This window comes from Streptomyces sp. WMMC1477, from assembly GCF_027460245.1.
Classification (GTDB): domain Bacteria; phylum Actinomycetota; class Actinomycetes; order Streptomycetales; family Streptomycetaceae; genus Streptomyces.
The window spans coordinates 2,477,492-2,494,815 of sequence record NZ_JAPZBD010000003.1; the positions used below are offsets into that span (position 1 = coordinate 2,477,492).

The following is a 17,324-nucleotide window of genomic DNA, read 5'->3' on the forward strand; positions in this document are numbered from 1 at the left end:
GTACCCAGGTCGTCCCGGCAGGGGGTGAGCGGTCCATGGCAGTTGTGGGAGCGGGCGGTGCCCGGTCGGCGCGGGAGCACGCGCTGGCCGTCCTGCGCATCCGGGGCGCGGCCTTCGCCGTCGCCCTGCTGCCCACCGCGGCGGCCGTCGTGCTGCTCGCCGCGGTGAGCACGGGCCACCTGGGCGGGAGCTGGGCCGGGCTGCGGCTGCCCGCCGTGCTGCTGGCCGGGGTGGTAGCGATCGCCGGGGCCGCGGTCACGGTGGTCATCGCGCGGGCGCGCACCGCCTCGGCGCCGGCCGTGCCCGTCGCCGAGTCCTCGGCGCCCGAGCTGTACCGCATGGTGCGGGAGCTGGCCGGGCGGCTCGACGTCCCGGTGCCCTCGGCCATCGCCCTCACGCCCGACTGCGACTGCTGGCTGGAGGAGCCCGGCCGTTCCGGGTCCGCCCCGCCCGTGCTGGTGATCGGCTCGCCGTTCCTGTGGTGGATGCGCATCTCCGAGCTGCGGGCGCTCCTCGCGCCCGTCGTCGCCGGCACCGGCCCGGCCGCGCATCCCGACATCGCCGCGGCCCGCCGCTTCGTCCGCGCGCTCGACGCCGCGGCGGTCCACCCCCGCATCGGGCGGCTCGCCCGCATGCTGCTGCGGGCGGCGGGCGGCCACGCGGCGGAGATGGAGCGCCTGGTGGCCGCGGCGGCGGCGGGCCGGGCGCAGGGCGTCGACCACGGGCTGCGGATGCTCGCCCAGGAGCAGGTGGGCCTGGCCTACGCGGGCTGGGACCGGCTGCTGACGCGGGTGGCGCTGCCCGCCTGGCGCACCGGCCGCTGGCCCTCGCGGCTGGACGTGGGCGTGGTCTCGGCGCTGACGGAGCTCTCCCGGCGGGACCGGATGGCGGAGGGCTTCGCCTCCCGGCTCGGCGAGCGTCCCGCGTGCGACCTGCTGGAGGAGCCCGGGGCGATCGACGAGCAGGTGTCGCTGCTGGCCGCCGAGCTGTTCTACGGCGCACCCGCCCCCGGGGGCCCCGGCTGGTCCCCGGTGGACTGGCCGGCCTACCCGCGCGAGGTGGTGGACCGCATCTGGCGCACCGAGTCCGCCCGGCTCTTCTCGGCGCTGGACGCCACGGAGGGCCCGGAGCCGGCCGAGCGGGCCCCGAGCGTCGTCCCGGCCGAGCGGTACGGGGCGCCGGGCCACCGGGCGGCCCTGGGCGCGGGTTCTCCGGGCCGGGAGGGACGGGCGCACGGCGGCGGGCGCGGCCCCGGGCGCGGGTCCACGCTGGAGCGGGTGCTGGACCGGCTGGCGGACGAGGAGTCGCGGGGGATGATCGCCGCCCGGATCACGGCGGAGGCGGCCCGCGCGGAGCGCCGCCCCCCGCCGCCGCCCCCGGGGACGGCGGGCCTGATACCGGACGCCACCGGTGACTCCGCCCCGCTGGGGCTGCCGGCCCCCGCCGTGCGCGGGGCCGGGGAGCTGCTGGCCGACCACGTGGTGGCCGCGGTGTGCTGCGCGGCCGTGGACAGCGGAAGCGGCGCCCCCGGGCTCGACTGGCTGGACGGCCCGGCCCTGCTCATCGAGGGGGAACGCCGCGCCGATCTGCGGCAGCCGGCGCTCGCGCTGGCCGAGGAGGGGGACGGCGCCCCGCTGCGGGGCTGGCTGACGGCGGCCGGCATCCCCACGGACGCCCCGGTCCGGCTGGGCTGAGCAACCGGCGTCCGAGCGGCTCGTGGCCGTGCCCGAGGGCTCGGGTCGAGGCCGCGGGCCCGGGCACAGAGCCGTGGAGGCGCCCGCCGGAGGCGCAGGGCCGCCCCTTGAAGCGGCCGCCGGGCGCACCAATCGCGACGAACGGTGACCGCACCGGTGCACGATGTGATGTGCTGGTGGCCGGAAGCCGGTGAGGGAGGGGATTCCCATGGCGGTGGAGCAGATCCGGCGGTGGGAGTCGGGCGCGCTCGCGCACGCGGTCACGGACCCCTTCGGCAGGGGGCCCCTGCCGTGGCTGCGGGAGGACGAGCACTACTTCGCCAACGGCCGGGTCGTGCCCTGGTACGTGGACCGCGAGACGCTGGACGCGAGGGGGCGCGTCCTGCCCGTCCAGCGGGGCTCCTCGGGGCGGGCCCCCCAGGGCGTCGACGACGTGGCGTGCCAGATCAAGGGCTTCGTGTCGACGGGCTCGGTGGTGCCCGGCGAGTCCGTCGACTTCCGGGTCACCGTCAACCCGCCGCAGCCGTTCGGCGTGGACGTCTACCGGATCGGTCACTACAGGGGCGCGGGCGCAACCAAGATCACCACCAGCCCGCGGCTGTCCGGGACGGTCCAGCCGCCGCCGCTCGTCGCCGAGCGGACGGTCTCGTGCCACCACTGGTGGCTGTCCTGGCGGCTGCCGATCCCGTCGGACTGGAGCACCGGCGCCCACGTCGCCGTCCTCACCACGGCCGACGGCCACCGCTCCCACATCCCGTTCACCGTGCGCGACACCCGCGCGGCCGAGCTGCTGCTCGTGCTGCCCGACATCACCTGGCAGGCGTACAACCTCTTCCCGGAGGACGGCCGCACCGGGGCGAGCCTCTACCACGCGTGGGACGAGCGGGGGCGGCTGCTCGGGGAGCGGGAGGCCGCCGTCACCGTCAGCTTCGACCGCCCCTACGCCGGGGCCGGGCTGCCGCTGCACGTGGGCCACTCCTACGACTTCGTCCGCTGGGCCGAGCGCCACGGCTACGACCTGGCGTACGCGGAGGCCCGGGACCTCCACGCGGGCCGGGTCGATCCGGCCCACTACCGGGGCGTCGTCTTCGCCGGGCGCGACGAGTACTGGACGGTGCCCATGCGCCGGGCCGTCGCCCGCGCCCGGGACTGCGGCACGTCCCTGGTGTTCCTGTCCGCCAACACCATGTACTGGCGGGCCGAGTTGGGCAGCCTGCCCTCCGGCGAGCCGGACCGGCTGCTGAGCTGCCGCAAGCGCCGGGGCCCGGGGCGGGCCTGGCTGTGGCGCGAGCAGGGCGAGCCCGAGCAGGGGCTGCTGGGCATCCAGTACGCGGGGGCGGTGCCCGCTCCGGCCCCGCTGGTCGTGCGGAACGCGGACCACTGGCTGTGGGACGGCACCGGGGCTGCCGAGGGCGAGGAGCTGGCGGGCCTGGTGGCGGGCGAGGTGGACCGCTACTTCCCGCGGGCCCCGCTGCCCGCCCACACCGACCGCATCCTGCTGGCGCACTCCCCCTACCGGGACGCCGGAGGGGCGCGCCGGCACCAGGAGACCTCGCTCTACCGGGCGCCGAGCGGGGCGCTGGTCTTCAGCTCGGGGACGTTCGCGTGGACGCCCGCGCTGGACCGCCCCGGCCATGTGGACCCGTGCGTCCAGCGGGCGACGGCGAACCTGCTGGACCGCATCTGCAAGCACGGCTGACATCCCCGGCGCCGGGTACCCGGTGGCCGTCGGCCGGGGGCACTCCCCGGCCCGGCCCACCCCCGCACGCCGGACGGCGCGGCGTACGGGAGAATCTCCGTGTTCGTCGCACACTCCATGGAGGACTGGTGTCCGGATTCGTCGAGAAGCCCGAACCCGTAGCGGTAGCGGGTCTGGAGCATCTGCACACCGGGAAGGTGCGCGATCTCTACCGTGACGGGGCGGGCAACCTCGTGATGGTGGCCAGCGACCGGATCTCCGCGTTCGACTGGGTGCTGCCGACGGAGATCCCCGACAAGGGCCGCATCCTCACCCAGCTCTCGATGTGGTGGTTCGATCAGCTCGCCGACCTGGTGCCGAACCACGTGCTCTCCACGGACGTCCCGCCCGGCGCCCCGGCGGACTGGGCGGGCCGGGTCATGGTGTGCCGCTCGCTGCGGATGGTTCCGGTGGAGTGCGTGGCGCGCGGCTATCTGACCGGATCGGGTCTCGTGGAGTACGAGGCCACCCGGACGGTGTGCGGGCTGGCGCTGCCCGAGGGCCTGGTCGACGGCTCCGAACTGCCGGCGCCGATCTTCACCCCCGCGACGAAGGCGGAGGTGGGCGAGCACGACGAGAACGTGTCGTACGAGGAGGTCGCGCACCGGGTGGGCGCGGAGACGGCGGCCCGGCTGCGGCAGCTGACCCTCGGCGTCTACGGCCGGGCCCGGGACACCGCGCGCGAGCGCGGGATCATCCTGGCAGACACCAAATTCGAGTTCGGCTTCACGGCGGACGGTGGCGGGGCGGACGGCGGGGACGGCGAGCTGGTGCTGGCCGACGAGGTGCTGACGCCGGACTCCTCGCGGTTCTGGCCGGCGGACGCCTGGCGCCCGGGGCAGACACAGCCCTCCTACGACAAGCAGTTCGTGCGGAACTGGCTCTCCTCCCCCGCCTCGGGGTGGGACCGGCGCGGCGAGCAGCCCCCGCCGCCGCTGCCGGAGGACGTCGTCGCACAGACGCGCGCCAAGTACGTCGAGGCGTACGAGCGCCTCACCGGCCTGCCCTGGTCGTAGCCGGTTCCGCCCCAGGCCGCGCCGCGGGGCGGGTCAGCGCGTCGTGGCCAGGGAGCGCCCGAGCTCCAGGGCGTGCGTGTTGTACTCGGCCAGGATGCGCCGCGCCGACACCGCGTCTCCCGCCTCCAGGGCCGCGACGAGGTCCAGGTGCCCGGCCCACAGCAGGCCGCGCAGCTCGCCGCGGGCACGCAGCAGCGGGACGGTGAAGACCCAGGTCTGGATACGCAGCCGGTCGAGGAAGTCGGCGACGTAGGGGTTGCCGACGAGGTCGCCCAGCTCACGCCAGAACCGCAGGTCGTAGCCGATCAGGATGTCGAGGTCGCCCGCGAGGGCGGCCCGGCGGGCCGCTTCCGCGCGGCGCCGGACGGAGGCGACGGCCTCGGCTGCGGCCTCGGTCCGAGTGAGGGAACCGTCCGCCACCGCGGCGCGGAAGACGCCCTCGATGACGAGGGTGCGGGCCTCGACCATGGCCGTGAAGTCGGCGAGCGTGATCTCCCGCACCCGGAAGCCGCGGTGGTGGTCGGTGTCCAGGAGGCCCTGGGCGGAGAGGTCCACCAGGGCCTCCCGTACCGGGGTCGCGGAGACGCCGTACTGCTCGGCGATCTCCTTGACGGTGAAGGACCGCCCGGCCGGGAGCCGCCCGGCGAGCACCTCGTCGCGCAGGGCTTCGGCGAGCTGCTCGCGCAGGGTGCTTCGGGTGATGGGGGCGGGCGGCATGGCGGACACCCTACGCGGCGGGCGCGGCCCCGGCCGTGGTGTGGGCGTCGGCGACGGCGAGGGCCTCGTCGAGGACGGCGAGCCCCTCCTTGACCTCGGCCTCGCTGATCGTGCAGGGCGGGACGACGTGCAGGCGGTTGCCCACGACCAGCGGCCACAGGCCGTTCCGCTTGCAGGCGGCGGTGAACTCGGCCATGGGGCGGCCGGCGTCGCCGGTCGGCTGGAAGGGGATGAGCGGTTCGCGCGTCTCGCGGTCGCGCACGAGCTCGACGGCCCAGAAGACGCCGGTGCCGCGCACCTCGCCGACGGCGGGGTGACGCTCGGCCAGCGCCCGCAGGCCGGGGCCGAGCGCGGTGGCGCCGATGCGGGCGGCGTGCTCGACGATGCCTTCCTCGGCCATCGCGTCGAGGGTGGCGACGGCTGCGGCGCAGGCGAGCGGGTGGCCGGAGTAGGTGAGGCCGCCGGGGTAGGGGCGGTCGTCGAAGTCGGCGGCGATCTTCGCGGAGATCGCCACACCGCCGAGCGGGACGTAGCCGGAGTTGACGCCCTTGGCGAAGGTGACGAGGTCGGGGGTGACGTCGTAGTGGTCGAGGGCGAGCCAGGCGCCGGCCCGGCCGAATCCGGCCATCACCTCGTCGAGGATGAGGACGATGCCGTGGCGGTCGCAGATCTCGCGGACTCCCGGGAGGTAGCCGGGCGGCGGGACGAGGACGCCGGAGCCGCCGGGGATCGTCTCCAGGATGACGGCGGCGATGGTCTGCGGCCCTTCGAGGGCGATCGTCTCCTCCAGGTGCGCGAGGGCGCGCTCGCACTCCTCCTGCTCGGTGGTGGCGTGGAAGGAGGAGCGGTAGAGGTAGGGGCCGCGGAAGTGGACGACGCCCGCGGTGCCGGTGTCGCTGGCCCATCGGCGCGGGTCGCCGGTGAGGTTGATCGCGGTGCTGGTGGCGCCGTGGTAGGAGCGGTAGGCGCTGAGCAGCTTGGGCCGCCCGGTGTGCAGGCGCGCCATGCGCACGGCGTTCTCGACGGCCTCGGCGCCGCCGTTGGTGAAGAAGATCTTGTCCAGGTCCCCCGGCATGCGTTCGGCGACGAGCCGGGCGGCCTCGGAGCGGACGTCGACGGCGAAACCCGGGGCGACGGTGCACAGGGTGGCCGCCTGCTCCTGGATGGCGGCGACGACCCTGGGGTGCTGGTGGCCGATGTTGGCGTTGACGAGCTGGGAGGCGAAGTCGAGGTAGCGGTGCTCGTCGTAGTCCCAGAAGTAGGAGCCGGCGGCGCGACGGACGGGCAGCGGGTCGAGCTTGGCCTGCGCGGACCACGAGTGGAAGACGTGCGCGCGGTCGGCCGCCTTCACGGTGGCCTTGTCAGCGGGCGTGTTGCTCATGGTCTGCGTACCTCACAGCTCGCGTCACCGGGTGTGGGGCCTCAGCGTATCCGGCCGGTCTTCCGGCATGCGGACGCCGCCGTCACCTCCGGGGTGGACGGCGGCGTCCGGGCCGGGCTCGCGGGCTCAGCCCTTGATGCTGGCGAAGGCGACGATATTCGCGTCATAGCCGTCCTTCTTCGTCCAGGTCCCGCCGCAGGTGATGAGGCGGAGCTGCGGGTTCTCGGTGGGGCCGTAGACGCGCTCGTTGGGGAAGTCGTCCTTCGGGTACTGCTCGACCGAGTCCACGGCGAAGATCACCGTGGAGCCGTCCTTGCGCTCGACGACGACCTCGGCTCCCGGTTCGAGCGAGCCGACCCCCGCGAAGGCGGCGGCGCCCTTCTTGCTGTCCAGGTGGCCGATGAGCAGCGCGGGCCCCCGTTCGCCGGGCGACGGCCCGCCGCGCCACCACGCGGCCCGGTCGGCGTCGTCCTTGTCCGGGACGGGCGGGGTGCCGTCCGGCTCGGCGTCGGCACCGAAGACCTCGATGTCGGCGCCGATCTGCGGAAGGTAGAGCCGGGTCGGTGCCGAGCGAGGCATGACGGGGTGGTCGGCCTCGGGCGACTCGGCGTCCACGGCCTCGGGACGCGAGACGCCCTCGGCGACCATCGTGATCCCGGAGGCGCGGGCGGCGTCCCGCTTCTCTCCGCCGCCCTCGGGCACGGCCGCGCACAGTGCTCCTGCCACGAGCACGGTCACGGCGGCGGCCACCGTCTCCAGACGGCGACCGCCCGCCGCGATCCGCTGCTGACGCGTCGTCATGGGTATCCGGGATATCCGGGGGCGGCTCACGCCTGGTCCCCGCCGGTGCGGCGACGCCAGACCAGGAAGTACCCGGCGGCTCCCGTGACGGCCAGGCCACCGGCGACGGCGGCGGCCGTCGTGGCGCCGGGAGCGGCGGACTTCGACTCGGCCGCGAGGCCGCCGAGGCCGGCGTTGGCCGCGCCGCCGACACCACCGGTGAAGGTGAAGGTGCCGGTGAGCCGCTTGTGGTTCTTGCAGTAGCCGGTCACCTCGTACTTCTTGCCCGGCGTCAGGCCCTCGTTCATGACCTTGGCGGTGGCGAAGACCCTGTGGCGGCGGTGGTCGCGGTGCGGGTCGCCGCCGGTGTTCTTGCCGTCGGCGCCGTTGAGCTCGACGTCGTTGTCGAGGTTGTTCTCGCCGTCGTGGTGACGCCGGTCGTGGTGGCGGCGGCCGTCGGTGTGGGCCTGGCTCCACTCGAAGGCGTCCGAGGCGACGGTGCCGTGCCCGCCGTCCCGGCACAGGGCCTTCACCTTGACGACCGTGCCCGGGCCGCCGGACGAGGGGTGGAGCTTGAGGCCGCCGTGGCCGCCGGTGTCGCCGCCGGCGAAGGCCGGGGCGGCCATCCCGAGGACGAGCGCGGTGGACGCGGCGGCTGTGGCGAGGGTTCGCATCTTCTGCATCAGGAGTGTGACCTCCGGTCTGAGGGCGCGCGTGCAGGGGCCGTTCCCGAGCGGTGACCGCGCGCCTGGTCCCCATGCGAACAGCGGCCCGGGCGCGTCGCACCCCGGATACCTCCCGCCGGGTGCCGCCTTGAGCCAACAGGGGGCGCGGCGTCCCGTGAAACCCGCCCGACGGCTCGTCAGTTCGGCCTGCCCCCCGAGGCCGCGCGGGAGGGCCGGGTGAGCGGACGGCGCGTCAGGTCGTCTCCACGTCCCGGCGCCGCAGCCCGGCGAGCCCGAGGGCGACGAGGACGGCGGCCAGCAGCGTCAGCACCAGCAGCGGGGTCCAGGAAACGGGGTCGGCGGGCAGGCTGGGCACGTGGCCGAACGGCGAGAGCCGGGCCAGCCAGTCGGGCAGCTGAAGGATCGGGCCGAGGTAGTCCACGACGAAGCCCCACAGCGGCACCGCCCACGCCAGCGGCAGGGCGCGCGGCAGCCAGCCGAACAGCACCGCACTGACGCCGACGGTCACCCACAGGGCGGGCGCGTAGGCCAGGGCCGCGCCGGTCAGCTCCGGCACCAACGCGGCGTCCCCGGCCGTGGCCGCGCCGAGCGCGCCGAAGCCCAGACCGGCCGCGAGCAGGACGAGGGTGCCGCCCGCCAGTGCGACGGCGAGGTGACCCCCGGCCCAGCGGGCGCGGGAGAGCGGCGTGGCCAGGAGGGGTTCTGCGCGCCGGCCGGTCTCCTCGGCCCGGGGCCGGGCGGCGGCCAGCACGGCGTACACGGCCGCGATCACGGCGAGCACGACCATGACCATCGCGGCGAAGGACTCCACGATGCTCGCGCCGCCGATCTCGGCCAGCACGTCCTCGAACGCGGCGATGTCGTCGAGCATGTCCTCGGCGTCCCCGAGGACGGAACCGTAGGAGGCGCCGAGCAGGAACAGCGCCACGCAGAAGCCGAGCAGCAGCCCGCGCTGCAGGCGCCAGGCGAGGCCGAGCGGGTGGAGGAGCGCGGCGCCCGCGCGCGGGGGCCCGCCGCGGGCGGGCCGCAGCCCCGCGCCCAGGTCGCGCCGCGTGCTGAGCCGGACCGCGAGGGCGGTGGTGGCGACGGCGACGGCCAGCGCGAGCAGCAGCGGCCACCAGCGGTCGTCGACGTACACGTAGGTGCGCTGGGCCCAGCCGATCGGCGAGAGCCAGGACAGCGCGCCGCCGCCCCCGTCGGCGCCGCTCACGTCGCCGACGGCCCGCAGGGCGTAGGCGAGGCCGAGCACCGCGAAGGCGAGCCCGGAGGCGCCCCGGGAGTGCGGCGTGACCTGCGCGGTGACGGCGGCGACGGCGGCCATGACGAGGCCGACGGCCGCGTGCGCGGCGCCGTACAGCAGGGAACCGCCCCAGCCGACGTCGGGGATGCCGGCCGTGCCGAGGACGAGGGCCAGGGCCGCGGCCAGGGCGACCATGGCCACGGTCGCGGTGCCCAGCGCGGCGGCCAGCGGCGCGTGCCGGCCGACGACGCCGGAGCGGACGAGTTCGGCGCGCCCGCTCTCCTCCTCGGCGCGGGAGTGCCGGGTGACGGTCAGGACGGCGAGCAGGGCGGCGAGGACGGCGGTGAACCCGAGCATCTGGTGCCCGAGCATGGCGCCGTAGGTGTAGTCGGTGAGGTAGTGCTCCGGCCCCGAGGTGGCCAGAGCCGCGGGGCTGCCCATCGTCTCGGCGGCCGAGCGGCGCGAGGCGGGCGTGGTGTAGAGGTCGCGGAGGCTGGTCGCGGTGAGGAGGGTGCCCAGGGACAGGGCGAGGATCCAGACCGGCAGCCGCACCCGGTCCCGGCGCAGCGCGAAGCGCAGCAGCCTGCGGGTGCCGGTGAGGGGGCCGGTGCGCTCGGGGCGGCCGGGTTCCGTGCGGGCGCCGGGGGCGGGACGGGTCGTCGTGTTCATCGTCCGCTCTCCGAGGGTTCGGCGGCGTCCGCGGCGGCGCCGTCCGCGTGGTCGCCGTAGTGGCGCAGCATCAGCTCCTCCAGCGTGGGCGGATGACTGACCAGGCTGCGGACCCCGGCGGCGGCGAGCAGCCGGACGACCTCGTCGAGCCGGCCGCCGTCGACGGCGCAGCGCACCCGGCCGTCCTCGACGCTCAGGTGGTGCACGCCCTCCAGGCCGTCGAGGCCGGGGACGGGGCGTTCCGTCTCCGCCTCGACGGTGGTGCGGGTGAGGTGGCGCAGCTCGCCGAGCGTCCCGGACTGCACGATCCGCCCGAGCCGGACGATGCTGACGCGGTCACACAACTTCTCGACCTGCGCCAGGATGTGACTGGAGAGCAGGACGGTGCGGCCGGCCGCCTTCGCCTCCCCGATGACCTCCTGGAAGACGGCCTCCATCAGCGGGTCCAGGCCGGCGGTGGGCTCGTCGAGCAGCAGCAGCTCGGCGTCGGAGGCGAGCGCGGCGACGAGGGCCACCTTCTGCCGGTTCCCCTTGGAGTAGCTGCGGCCCTTCTTGGTCGGGTCGAGGTCGAAGCGTTCGAGCAGCTCGTCGCGGCGCCGCCGGTCGACACCGCCGCGCAGCGAGGACAGCAGGTCGATCGCCTCTCCGCCGGTGAGGTTCGGCCACAGCTCGACGTCGCCGGGCACATAGGCCAGCCGGCGGTGCAGGGCCACGGCGTCCCGCCACGGGTCGCGGCCGAGCAGCTGGACGGCCCCGGCGTCGGCGCGCAGCAGCCCGAGCAGCACGCGGATCGTCGTGGACTTCCCGGCTCCGTTGGGCCCGAGGAAACCGTGCACCTCTCCGCTGGCCACGGTGAGGTCGAGACCGTCCAGCGCGCGGGTGCGGCCGAAGGTCTTGACGAGCCCGGATGTGGAGATCGCGTTCACCATGGCTGTGACGGTACGCTCGTTTCAGAAATTTGTGAAGTTAGGAGAGTGTCAAAAGGCACCCTCGCCCCCACCGCACTCACCTGCGAAGATGATCTACGTGTCCCCTGAAACCACTGATACCCCGAAGGACCCACACGAGGACCCGGGCAAGGGCCCGCGCAAGGACGCGCGGGAGGGCCCGCGCGAAGGCCCGGGCGAAGTCCCCCGCGCGGGCGCGGCCGAGGACGCGGCCGACGACGCGGCGCACGCCGAGTACTCCGCTCCGGTGGCCGCCTTCGTCGAGCGGCTGGCCGGCGACCTGACCGAGGCCGGCATGCAGCGCATGGCCGCCCGCGTCTTCGCCTGCCTGCTCGTCTCCGAGCAGGGCGCGCTCAGCTCCGCCGAGCTGGGCCGGCGGCTGCGGATCTCCCCGGCCGCCGTCTCCGGCGCCGTCCGCTACCTGGGGCAGATCCACATGCTCACCCGCGAGCGCGTCCCCGGCTCCCGCCGTGAGCGCTACCGGCTGCACGCCGACGTCTGGTACGAGTCGTTGACCAGCCGCGAAGCCATCATGAACCGCTGGCTGAGCACCTTCGAGAGCGGCCTCGCCGCCCTGGAGCCCGGCTCCCCCGCGGGCCGCCGCGTCGCCGAGACCGGCGAGTTCCTCGCCTATCTGCGGGACGAGCTGCACAGCGTCATGGAGCGGTGGCACGAGCGGCGCGAACAGCAGGACGCCGACCGTCCGGAGGCCGGTTCAGGACGCGGGGAGGGTGAGGTGGACGGCTGACGGCGACACCGTCCACGTCCGGGTGCGGAACTCCGGGCCCGAGACGGTCACGGCCCGCGCCCGAGCCCGCACCGGCGACTCCCCCGCCGGCACCCGGGCCGCGTTCGCCGGCCGCACCACGACCTCCGCCAGCCCGCCGCCCGCGCCACCCGGTTCCGTGCGCACCGAGACCTCCACCACGGGGCGCCCCGGATCGGCCAGCAGCACGCCGTCTGCCTCCACCCGGAGCCGGGGCAGCGGCACCGAGGCGCGCCGCCCCGGCCACATCCGCGCCGCCCGCCGCCCGAGCGGGCCCAGCACCCGCCCCGACCCCCCGGCCGCGACAGCCGTCTCCCCGGCCGGCTCCACCGGCGCCGCGGGGATGCGCACCCCGCCCAGGAGCACCGCGCCCGTTTCGTCGACCAGCAGGTCCAGTGCCCGGTCCGCGCCGGCCAGCACGGCCCGGGCCGCGGCCACCGCGTCCAGCGGCAGCCCGAGGCCCGCCGCCAGGCGCACCGCCGACGGCAGGCCCACCGGCACCACACCGAGCGCGGCATGCGGCCGAACGTCCCCCGTCGCGCCCACGCCCTCCTCGTCCGGCTCGCCCACGGCCTCCCGGTGAAGCTGCTCCACGGCGCGCAGGAGCGCCGCGTCGTCGCCGACGACGACCGGCCGACGGCGTCCCCGCCGCGCCACCGCCCGGCCGACCTCCTCCCGCGACTCCGGCAGGCACACCTTCACGTCCCCGGCGGCGCTCAGCACGTCCCGGGCGATGCGGACGGACTCCCCGTCGACGTTCCGGGCCACCGGATCGACGACCACGAGCAGGTCTGGAGCCGACACGTTCGTCCTTCCTCAGGTAATCTCTCGGTGCAAGAGCCCCTGCCGCTGTTGCGTCAGGGGCTTCGACTATCCGGGGCACCGATTCACGGCTCTTGGTGGCGGCGCGTGCGCCGCACGTCGCGCAAAGGCGCGCGACACCGCGGCAAGGACGCGGTTCTCCCACCGATCCGCACGATGGACATGCCCCGCCCGGAAGGGGTGTACGCCTGTGCCCGCACTCGTGCTGCTCGGCGCTCAGTGGGGTGACGAGGGGAAGGGGAAGGCCACCGACCTGCTCGGCGGTTCGGTGGACTACGTCGTCCGGTTCCAGGGCGGCAACAACGCCGGCCACACGGTCGTCGTCGGGGACCAGAAATACGCCCTCCACCTGCTGCCCTCCGGCATCCTCTCCCCGGGCTGCACCCCGGTCATCGGCAACGGCGTCGTCGTCGACCCGGCCGTGCTGCTGGAGGAGCTGCGCGGGCTGGACGAGCGCGGCGTCGACACGTCCAAGCTGCTGCTCAGCGGCAACGCGCACCTGATCACGCCGTACCACACCGAGATCGACAAGGTCACCGAGCGCTTCCTCGGCAAGCGCAAGATCGGCACGACCGGCCGGGGCATCGGCCCCACCTACGCGGACAAGATCAACCGCGTCGGCATCCGGGTGCAGGACCTGTTCGACGAGTCGATCCTGCGGCAGAAGGTCGAGGCCGCCCTGGACTTCAAGAACCAGGTGCTCGCCAAGCTGTACAACCGCCGCTCGGTCAGCACCGAGCAGGTCGTCGAGGAACTGCTGGGCTACGCCGACCGGCTCTCCGGCTACGTCTGCGACACCACCCTGGTGCTGAACGACGCCATCGACGAGGGCAAGGTCGTCCTCTTCGAGGGCGGTCAGGGAACGCTGCTCGACGTCGACCACGGCACGTACCCCTTCGTCACGTCCTCCAACCCGACGGCGGGCGGTGCCTGCACCGGGGCCGGAGTGGGGCCGACCCGCATCAGCCGCGTCATCGGCATCCTCAAGGCCTATACGACGCGTGTGGGCGCCGGACCGTTCCCCACCGAGCTGCTCGACGAGGACGGGGAGAAGCTGCGCACCATCGGTGGCGAGCGCGGCGTGACCACCGGACGCGACCGCCGCTGCGGCTGGTTCGACGCGGTCATCGCCCGGTACGCCACCCGCGTCAACGGGCTGACCGACTTCTTCCTCACCAAGCTCGACGTGCTCACCGGCTGGGAGGAGATCCCGGTGTGCGTGGCCTACGAGATCGACGGGAAGCGGGTCACCGAGCTGCCCTACAGCCAGAGTGACTTCCACCACGCCAAGCCGGTCTACGAGTACCTCCCCGGCTGGACGGAGGACATCACCAAGGCGAAGACCTTCGCCGACCTGCCGAAGAACGCGCAGGGCTACGTGAAGGCGCTGGAGGAGATGTCCGGGGCGCCGATCTCCGCGATCGGTGTCGGTCCCGGCCGCGACGAGACCATCCAGGTCCGCTCCTTCCTGGACTGACCCGGCCGCCCGGACCGACCCCGCGCGGGGGCGGGGCCCGCTGGTCACCCCGACCGGCGGACCCAGCCCCCGCCGCTGCCGTCAGCCGCGGCGGATCATGTCCAGCAGCACGCCGAACGCCGGCTTGTCCGGATGGAACGGCGCGTAGTGGCCGACCCCCGGCAGCAGATGCAGCCGGGCGCCCCAGTTCCCCGCGTACCGACGGGACAGCTCGACGGGCACCTCGGCGTCCTCGGTGCCGTGCAGCAGCTCCACCGGAACCCGGGGCAGCAGCCTCATCGGGTCGGCCTCCTCCAGCAGCCGCCGCACGTTCGGCTGGCCGCCGAGCAGCTCGGCGACGGCGCCGGCACTGAGGCCCAGGTCGTGGGCGCGGGCCAGGTCAGCCACCGCGGCGACCGCGAGCACCCGGTCGGCCGCGTGCTCCCGCCGCGCCGCCGCGCACAGCGCGAGATGCCCCCCGGCCGAGTGGCCCACCAGCGCCGCGGGCGGGCCGCCGAGGTACTCCAGGGCCGCCTCCACGTCCTCGACCGACGCCGGCCAGCCGCCGTCCCCGCCCACCCGCCGGTACTCGACCAGCTCGACGGCGAATCCGTGCCGGGCCAGCGCCGCGGCGAACGGGGTGAGATGGCCGCGGTCGTACCGCTCCCGCCAGAAGCCCCCGTGCAGCACGGTGACCCGGGGCCCGGTGCGCGGCCCGTAGAGGTCCACCACCTGGGAGGGGTGGCCCCCGTAGCGCTCCGAGGCGTCGGGCGCCACCGGGGCCAGGCCGAGGAGGTCGCGCTCCTCCGCGTACGTCACCCCGTCGCCTCCGCCACCTCGCCGAACACCCGGGCCGCCCGCTCGACGTCGGCGAAGGACGTGTAGAGCGGCGTGAAACCGAACCGCAGCACCCCGGGGCGCCGGAAGTCGCCGACGATCCCGCGGGCGACCAGACGCTCCATGACCTGCTCGGCGTCCGGGCACTCCAGCGCGATCTGGCTGCCCCGGCGCTCGTGCTCCGTCGGCGTGATCAGACGCACCCGGCCGGGCGGCAGACAGGTGTCCAGGGCCTGGAGGAAGAAGTCGGTCAGGGCGAGCGACTTGGCCCGCACCGCCGCGATGTCCACCCCGTCCCACACCGTCAGCGCCGCCTCAAGCGCCAGCATCGACAGCAGGTCCGGGGTGCCGACCCGGCCCCGCAGGACGCCCCCGGCCGGGACGAACTCCGGCGTCATGGCGAACGGCTCCCGGTGCCCGTGCCAGCCCGGCAGCGGGGAGTCGAAGCCCTCCTGGTGGCGCCGGGCGATGTAGAGGTAGGCCGGGGAACCCGGCCCGCCGTTCAGGTACTTGTAGGTGCAGCCGACGGCGAGGTCGACCCGGTGCTCGTCGAGCCCGACGGGCAGGGCCCCGGCGCTGTGGCACAGGTCCGCCACGACCAGCGCCCCCGCCGCGTGCGCCGCCGCGGTGACGCCGGGCAGGTCGTGCAGCTCACCGGTGCGGTAGTCCACGTGGTTGACCAGCACCGCGGCCGTCCGCGGCCCCACCTCCGCGGCCATCTCGTCCGGCCGCACGGCGCGCACGGCGCAGCCCGTCATCCGGGCCGCCGACTCGGCGATGTAGCCGTCCGTCGGGAAGGTGACCGCGTCCACCAGGACCTCGTCCCGGCCCTCCGGCGCCAGCCGCACGGCCCCCACGACCGCCTTGAAGACGTTCACCGAGGTGGAGTCGCCCACGACGATCTGCCCGGGGGCGGCGCCGACGAGCGGAGCTATGCGGTCGCCGACACGCTGGGGCGCCTCCCACCAGCCCGACTCCGTCCACGACCGGATGCGCAGCTCGCCCCACTCCCGGCCCACCACCTCGGCCAGCCGGCCCGGCACGGCGTGGGGCAGGGCGCCCAGCGAGTTGCCGTCCAGATAGACGACGCCCTCCGGGTGCTCGGGGTCCTCCAGCGCGAACAGCTTGCGCGAGGCCGCCAGCTCGTCGGCCTCGTCCAGGCGGGCGGCCCTGGCCCGCAGCTCCTGCTCAGACATGGCTCCGCGCCGTCCACAGCTCCGGGAACACGTTCTTCGTCGCCCTCTTCTCCAGCCAGGCCACCCCGGCCGACCCACCGGTGCCCACCTTCGAGCCCATGGACCGCCGGGTGGCGACCAGGTGATCGTTGCGCCAGCGCCACACCAGCTCCGCGACCTCCGTCAGCGCCTCGCCCAGCCGGGCCGTCGGCGCCTCCGGATCGCCCGAGTACACCCGCGCCCAGGCCGCCTCCACCTCCGGCGACGGCTCGTACCGCTCCTGCACGTCCCTGTTCAGCACCGCGTCCGGGACGTCCTCGCCCTGCCGGGCCAGGAACCGCAACACCTCGTCGTACAGGCTCGGCTCGTGCAGGGCCTTCTCCAGTTCGTCGTGCACCCGGGGCGCGCCGCGGTGCGGAACGAGCATGGACGCCGACTTCTCGCCCAGCAGGAACTCCATGCGCCGGTACATCGCCGACTGGAACCCGGAGCCCTCGCCCAGGGCGGCCCGGTAGGAGTTGAACTGCCCCGGGGTCAGATGCGCGAGCGGCTCCCAGGAGGCGTTCAGCGACTGGAGCTCGTAGGCCGAGCGCTTGAGCGCGTCCAGCGCCGTCCGCAGGTCGTCCTCCCGCAGCGCCTGCGCCGCCGTCTGCCACTCGTGGACGATCACGGTGAACCACAGCTCCATGACCTGGGTCGTGACCAGGAACACCATCTCGCCGGGATCGTCCGACAGCGGGTGCTGGAGGTGGGTGAGGACGTCGGCCTTCACATAGTCCTCGTACGGGGTCGTCCCTGCGAAGTCCAGGTTGGGCGTCGCGTCACTGTCCTGCATCGAAGGTCTCCTCGCCAATCCACCCGGGGTCACCGGGCCTGCCGCGATCATCTCCGGCCGAGGGGACGACGGCAAGGGCGGGGCTCAGGGCACACTGGTGAGCATGGCCATTCACGAGAACCTGCTCGGGGGTCCGCCCCCGACCCACCTGCCCGACGACCCGGGCCCGCGCGAGGCGCTGGCCGCCGGTACGGCGCCGACCGAGGTCGCCGCGCGGTACCCCGCCTCGTCCCTCGCCTGGGCCCAGCTCGCCGACGAGGCCTTCGAGGGCGGCCGGGTCGTCGAGTCCTACGCCTACGCCCGCACGGGCTACCACCGCGGCCTCGACGCGCTGCGCCGCAACGGCTGGAAGGGCCACGGCCCGGTGCCGTTCGAGCACGAGCCGAACCGCGGCTTCCTGCGCGCCCTGCACGCCCTGGCCCGCGCCGCCGGCGCGATCGGTGAGCAGGAGGAGCACGAGCGCTGCTCGGCCTTCCTCAAGGAGAGCAGCCCCACGGCAGCCGAAACCCTCAGATAACCCCCACCCCGCCCCCGCCGGGGGCGCGGGGAACCGCACGACCAGCCC

16 protein-coding genes are annotated in these 17,324 nt (G+C 74.9%); 6 read left to right on the top strand and 10 right to left on the bottom strand.

Annotated elements, in window-relative coordinates; translation table 11 throughout:
* Positions 1 to 35 precede the first annotated feature (35 nt).
* The 3 genes from O7609_RS11450 to O7609_RS11460 all read left to right on the top strand — a co-directional run bounded on the left by O7609_RS11450 (position 36) and on the right by O7609_RS11460 (position 4,448).
* Positions 36 to 1,694 carry a hypothetical protein gene (locus O7609_RS11450; RefSeq protein ID WP_269743530.1) on the top strand — a complete coding sequence of 553 codons (1,659 nt, stop codon included), beginning with the start codon at positions 36 to 38 and terminating at the stop codon, positions 1,692 to 1,694.
* Between the two features lie 208 nt (positions 1,695 to 1,902).
* Complete coding sequence (locus O7609_RS11455) at positions 1,903 to 3,393, top strand: N,N-dimethylformamidase beta subunit family domain-containing protein (protein WP_269734838.1); 1,491 nt, start codon at positions 1,903 to 1,905, stop codon at positions 3,391 to 3,393.
* 128 nt (positions 3,394 to 3,521) lie between these two features.
* Positions 3,522 to 4,448, top strand: a complete 927-nt coding sequence (locus O7609_RS11460; protein ID WP_269743531.1) for a phosphoribosylaminoimidazolesuccinocarboxamide synthase — start codon at positions 3,522 to 3,524, stop codon at positions 4,446 to 4,448.
* Positions 4,449 to 4,481: 33 nt separating this feature from the next.
* Here the strand turns inward: O7609_RS11460 and O7609_RS11465 are convergent, their stop codons facing one another.
* The 6 genes from O7609_RS11465 to O7609_RS11490 form a co-directional block, all read right to left on the bottom strand.
* Positions 4,482 to 5,165, bottom strand: a complete 684-nt coding sequence (locus O7609_RS11465) for a GntR family transcriptional regulator (protein ID WP_269743532.1) — start codon at positions 5,163 to 5,165, stop codon at positions 4,482 to 4,484.
* Between the two features lie 10 nt (positions 5,166 to 5,175).
* Positions 5,176 to 6,546: an aspartate aminotransferase family protein gene (locus O7609_RS11470; protein WP_269734841.1), complete on the bottom strand. Its 1,371-nt coding sequence runs from the start codon at positions 6,544 to 6,546 to the stop codon at positions 5,176 to 5,178.
* A 126-nt stretch (positions 6,547 to 6,672) separates the two neighbouring features.
* On the bottom strand, positions 6,673 to 7,347 hold the full coding sequence (locus O7609_RS11475) for a class F sortase (protein WP_269734842.1): 675 nt from the start codon (positions 7,345 to 7,347) through the stop codon (positions 6,673 to 6,675).
* A gap of 26 nt (positions 7,348 to 7,373) precedes the next feature.
* A complete protein-coding gene (locus tag O7609_RS11480) occupies positions 7,374 to 8,009 on the bottom strand; it encodes a hypothetical protein (RefSeq protein ID WP_269734843.1) in 636 nt (211 codons plus the stop codon).
* 235 nt (positions 8,010 to 8,244) lie between these two features.
* Entirely contained in the window at positions 8,245 to 9,921 is a 1,677-nt protein-coding gene (locus O7609_RS11485; protein WP_269743533.1) for an ABC transporter permease, read from the bottom strand.
* Complete coding sequence (locus tag O7609_RS11490; protein ID WP_269734845.1) at positions 9,918 to 10,850, bottom strand: ABC transporter ATP-binding protein; 933 nt, start codon at positions 10,848 to 10,850, stop codon at positions 9,918 to 9,920. The genes O7609_RS11485 and O7609_RS11490 overlap by 4 nt, the downstream gene beginning before the upstream one ends.
* Positions 10,851 to 10,947: 97 nt before the next feature.
* On the opposite strand from O7609_RS11490, the gene O7609_RS11495 reads away from it, so the two are divergent.
* A complete protein-coding gene (locus O7609_RS11495) occupies positions 10,948 to 11,616 on the top strand; it encodes a GbsR/MarR family transcriptional regulator (protein WP_332328061.1) in 669 nt (222 codons plus the stop codon).
* On the opposite strand, the gene O7609_RS11500 is transcribed toward O7609_RS11495, so the two are convergent.
* On the bottom strand, positions 11,584 to 12,438 hold the full coding sequence (locus O7609_RS11500) for a diacylglycerol kinase (RefSeq protein ID WP_269734846.1): 855 nt from the start codon (positions 12,436 to 12,438) through the stop codon (positions 11,584 to 11,586). The genes O7609_RS11495 and O7609_RS11500 overlap by 33 nt on opposite strands.
* A 208-nt stretch (positions 12,439 to 12,646) precedes the next feature.
* On the opposite strand from O7609_RS11500, the gene O7609_RS11505 reads away from it, so the two are divergent.
* Entirely contained in the window at positions 12,647 to 13,933 is a 1,287-nt protein-coding gene (locus tag O7609_RS11505; RefSeq protein ID WP_269734847.1) for an adenylosuccinate synthase, read from the top strand.
* An 81-nt stretch (positions 13,934 to 14,014) separates the two neighbouring features.
* Here the strand turns inward: O7609_RS11505 and O7609_RS11510 are convergent, their stop codons facing one another.
* Genes O7609_RS11510 through O7609_RS11520 form a run of 3 tightly spaced genes read right to left on the bottom strand, consistent with a single transcriptional unit; the run spans position 14,015 to position 16,759 of the window.
* Entirely contained in the window at positions 14,015 to 14,731 is a 717-nt protein-coding gene (locus tag O7609_RS11510) for an alpha/beta hydrolase (protein WP_269734848.1), read from the bottom strand.
* Positions 14,728 to 15,945, bottom strand: a complete 1,218-nt coding sequence (kynU, locus tag O7609_RS11515) for a kynureninase (protein ID WP_269734849.1) — start codon at positions 15,943 to 15,945, stop codon at positions 14,728 to 14,730. Before kynU ends, O7609_RS11510 begins: the two co-directional genes overlap by 4 nt.
* Positions 15,938 to 16,759 (bottom strand): tryptophan 2,3-dioxygenase family protein, encoded by an 822-nt coding sequence (locus tag O7609_RS11520; protein WP_269734850.1) that lies wholly within the window; start codon positions 16,757 to 16,759, stop codon positions 15,938 to 15,940. The genes kynU and O7609_RS11520 overlap by 8 nt, the downstream gene beginning before the upstream one ends.
* Positions 16,760 to 16,862: 103 nt before the next feature.
* Between O7609_RS11520 and O7609_RS11525 the strand changes: the two genes are divergently transcribed.
* A complete protein-coding gene (locus O7609_RS11525) occupies positions 16,863 to 17,276 on the top strand; it encodes a DUF3151 domain-containing protein (protein ID WP_269734851.1) in 414 nt (137 codons plus the stop codon).
* Positions 17,277 to 17,324 lie beyond the last annotated feature (48 nt).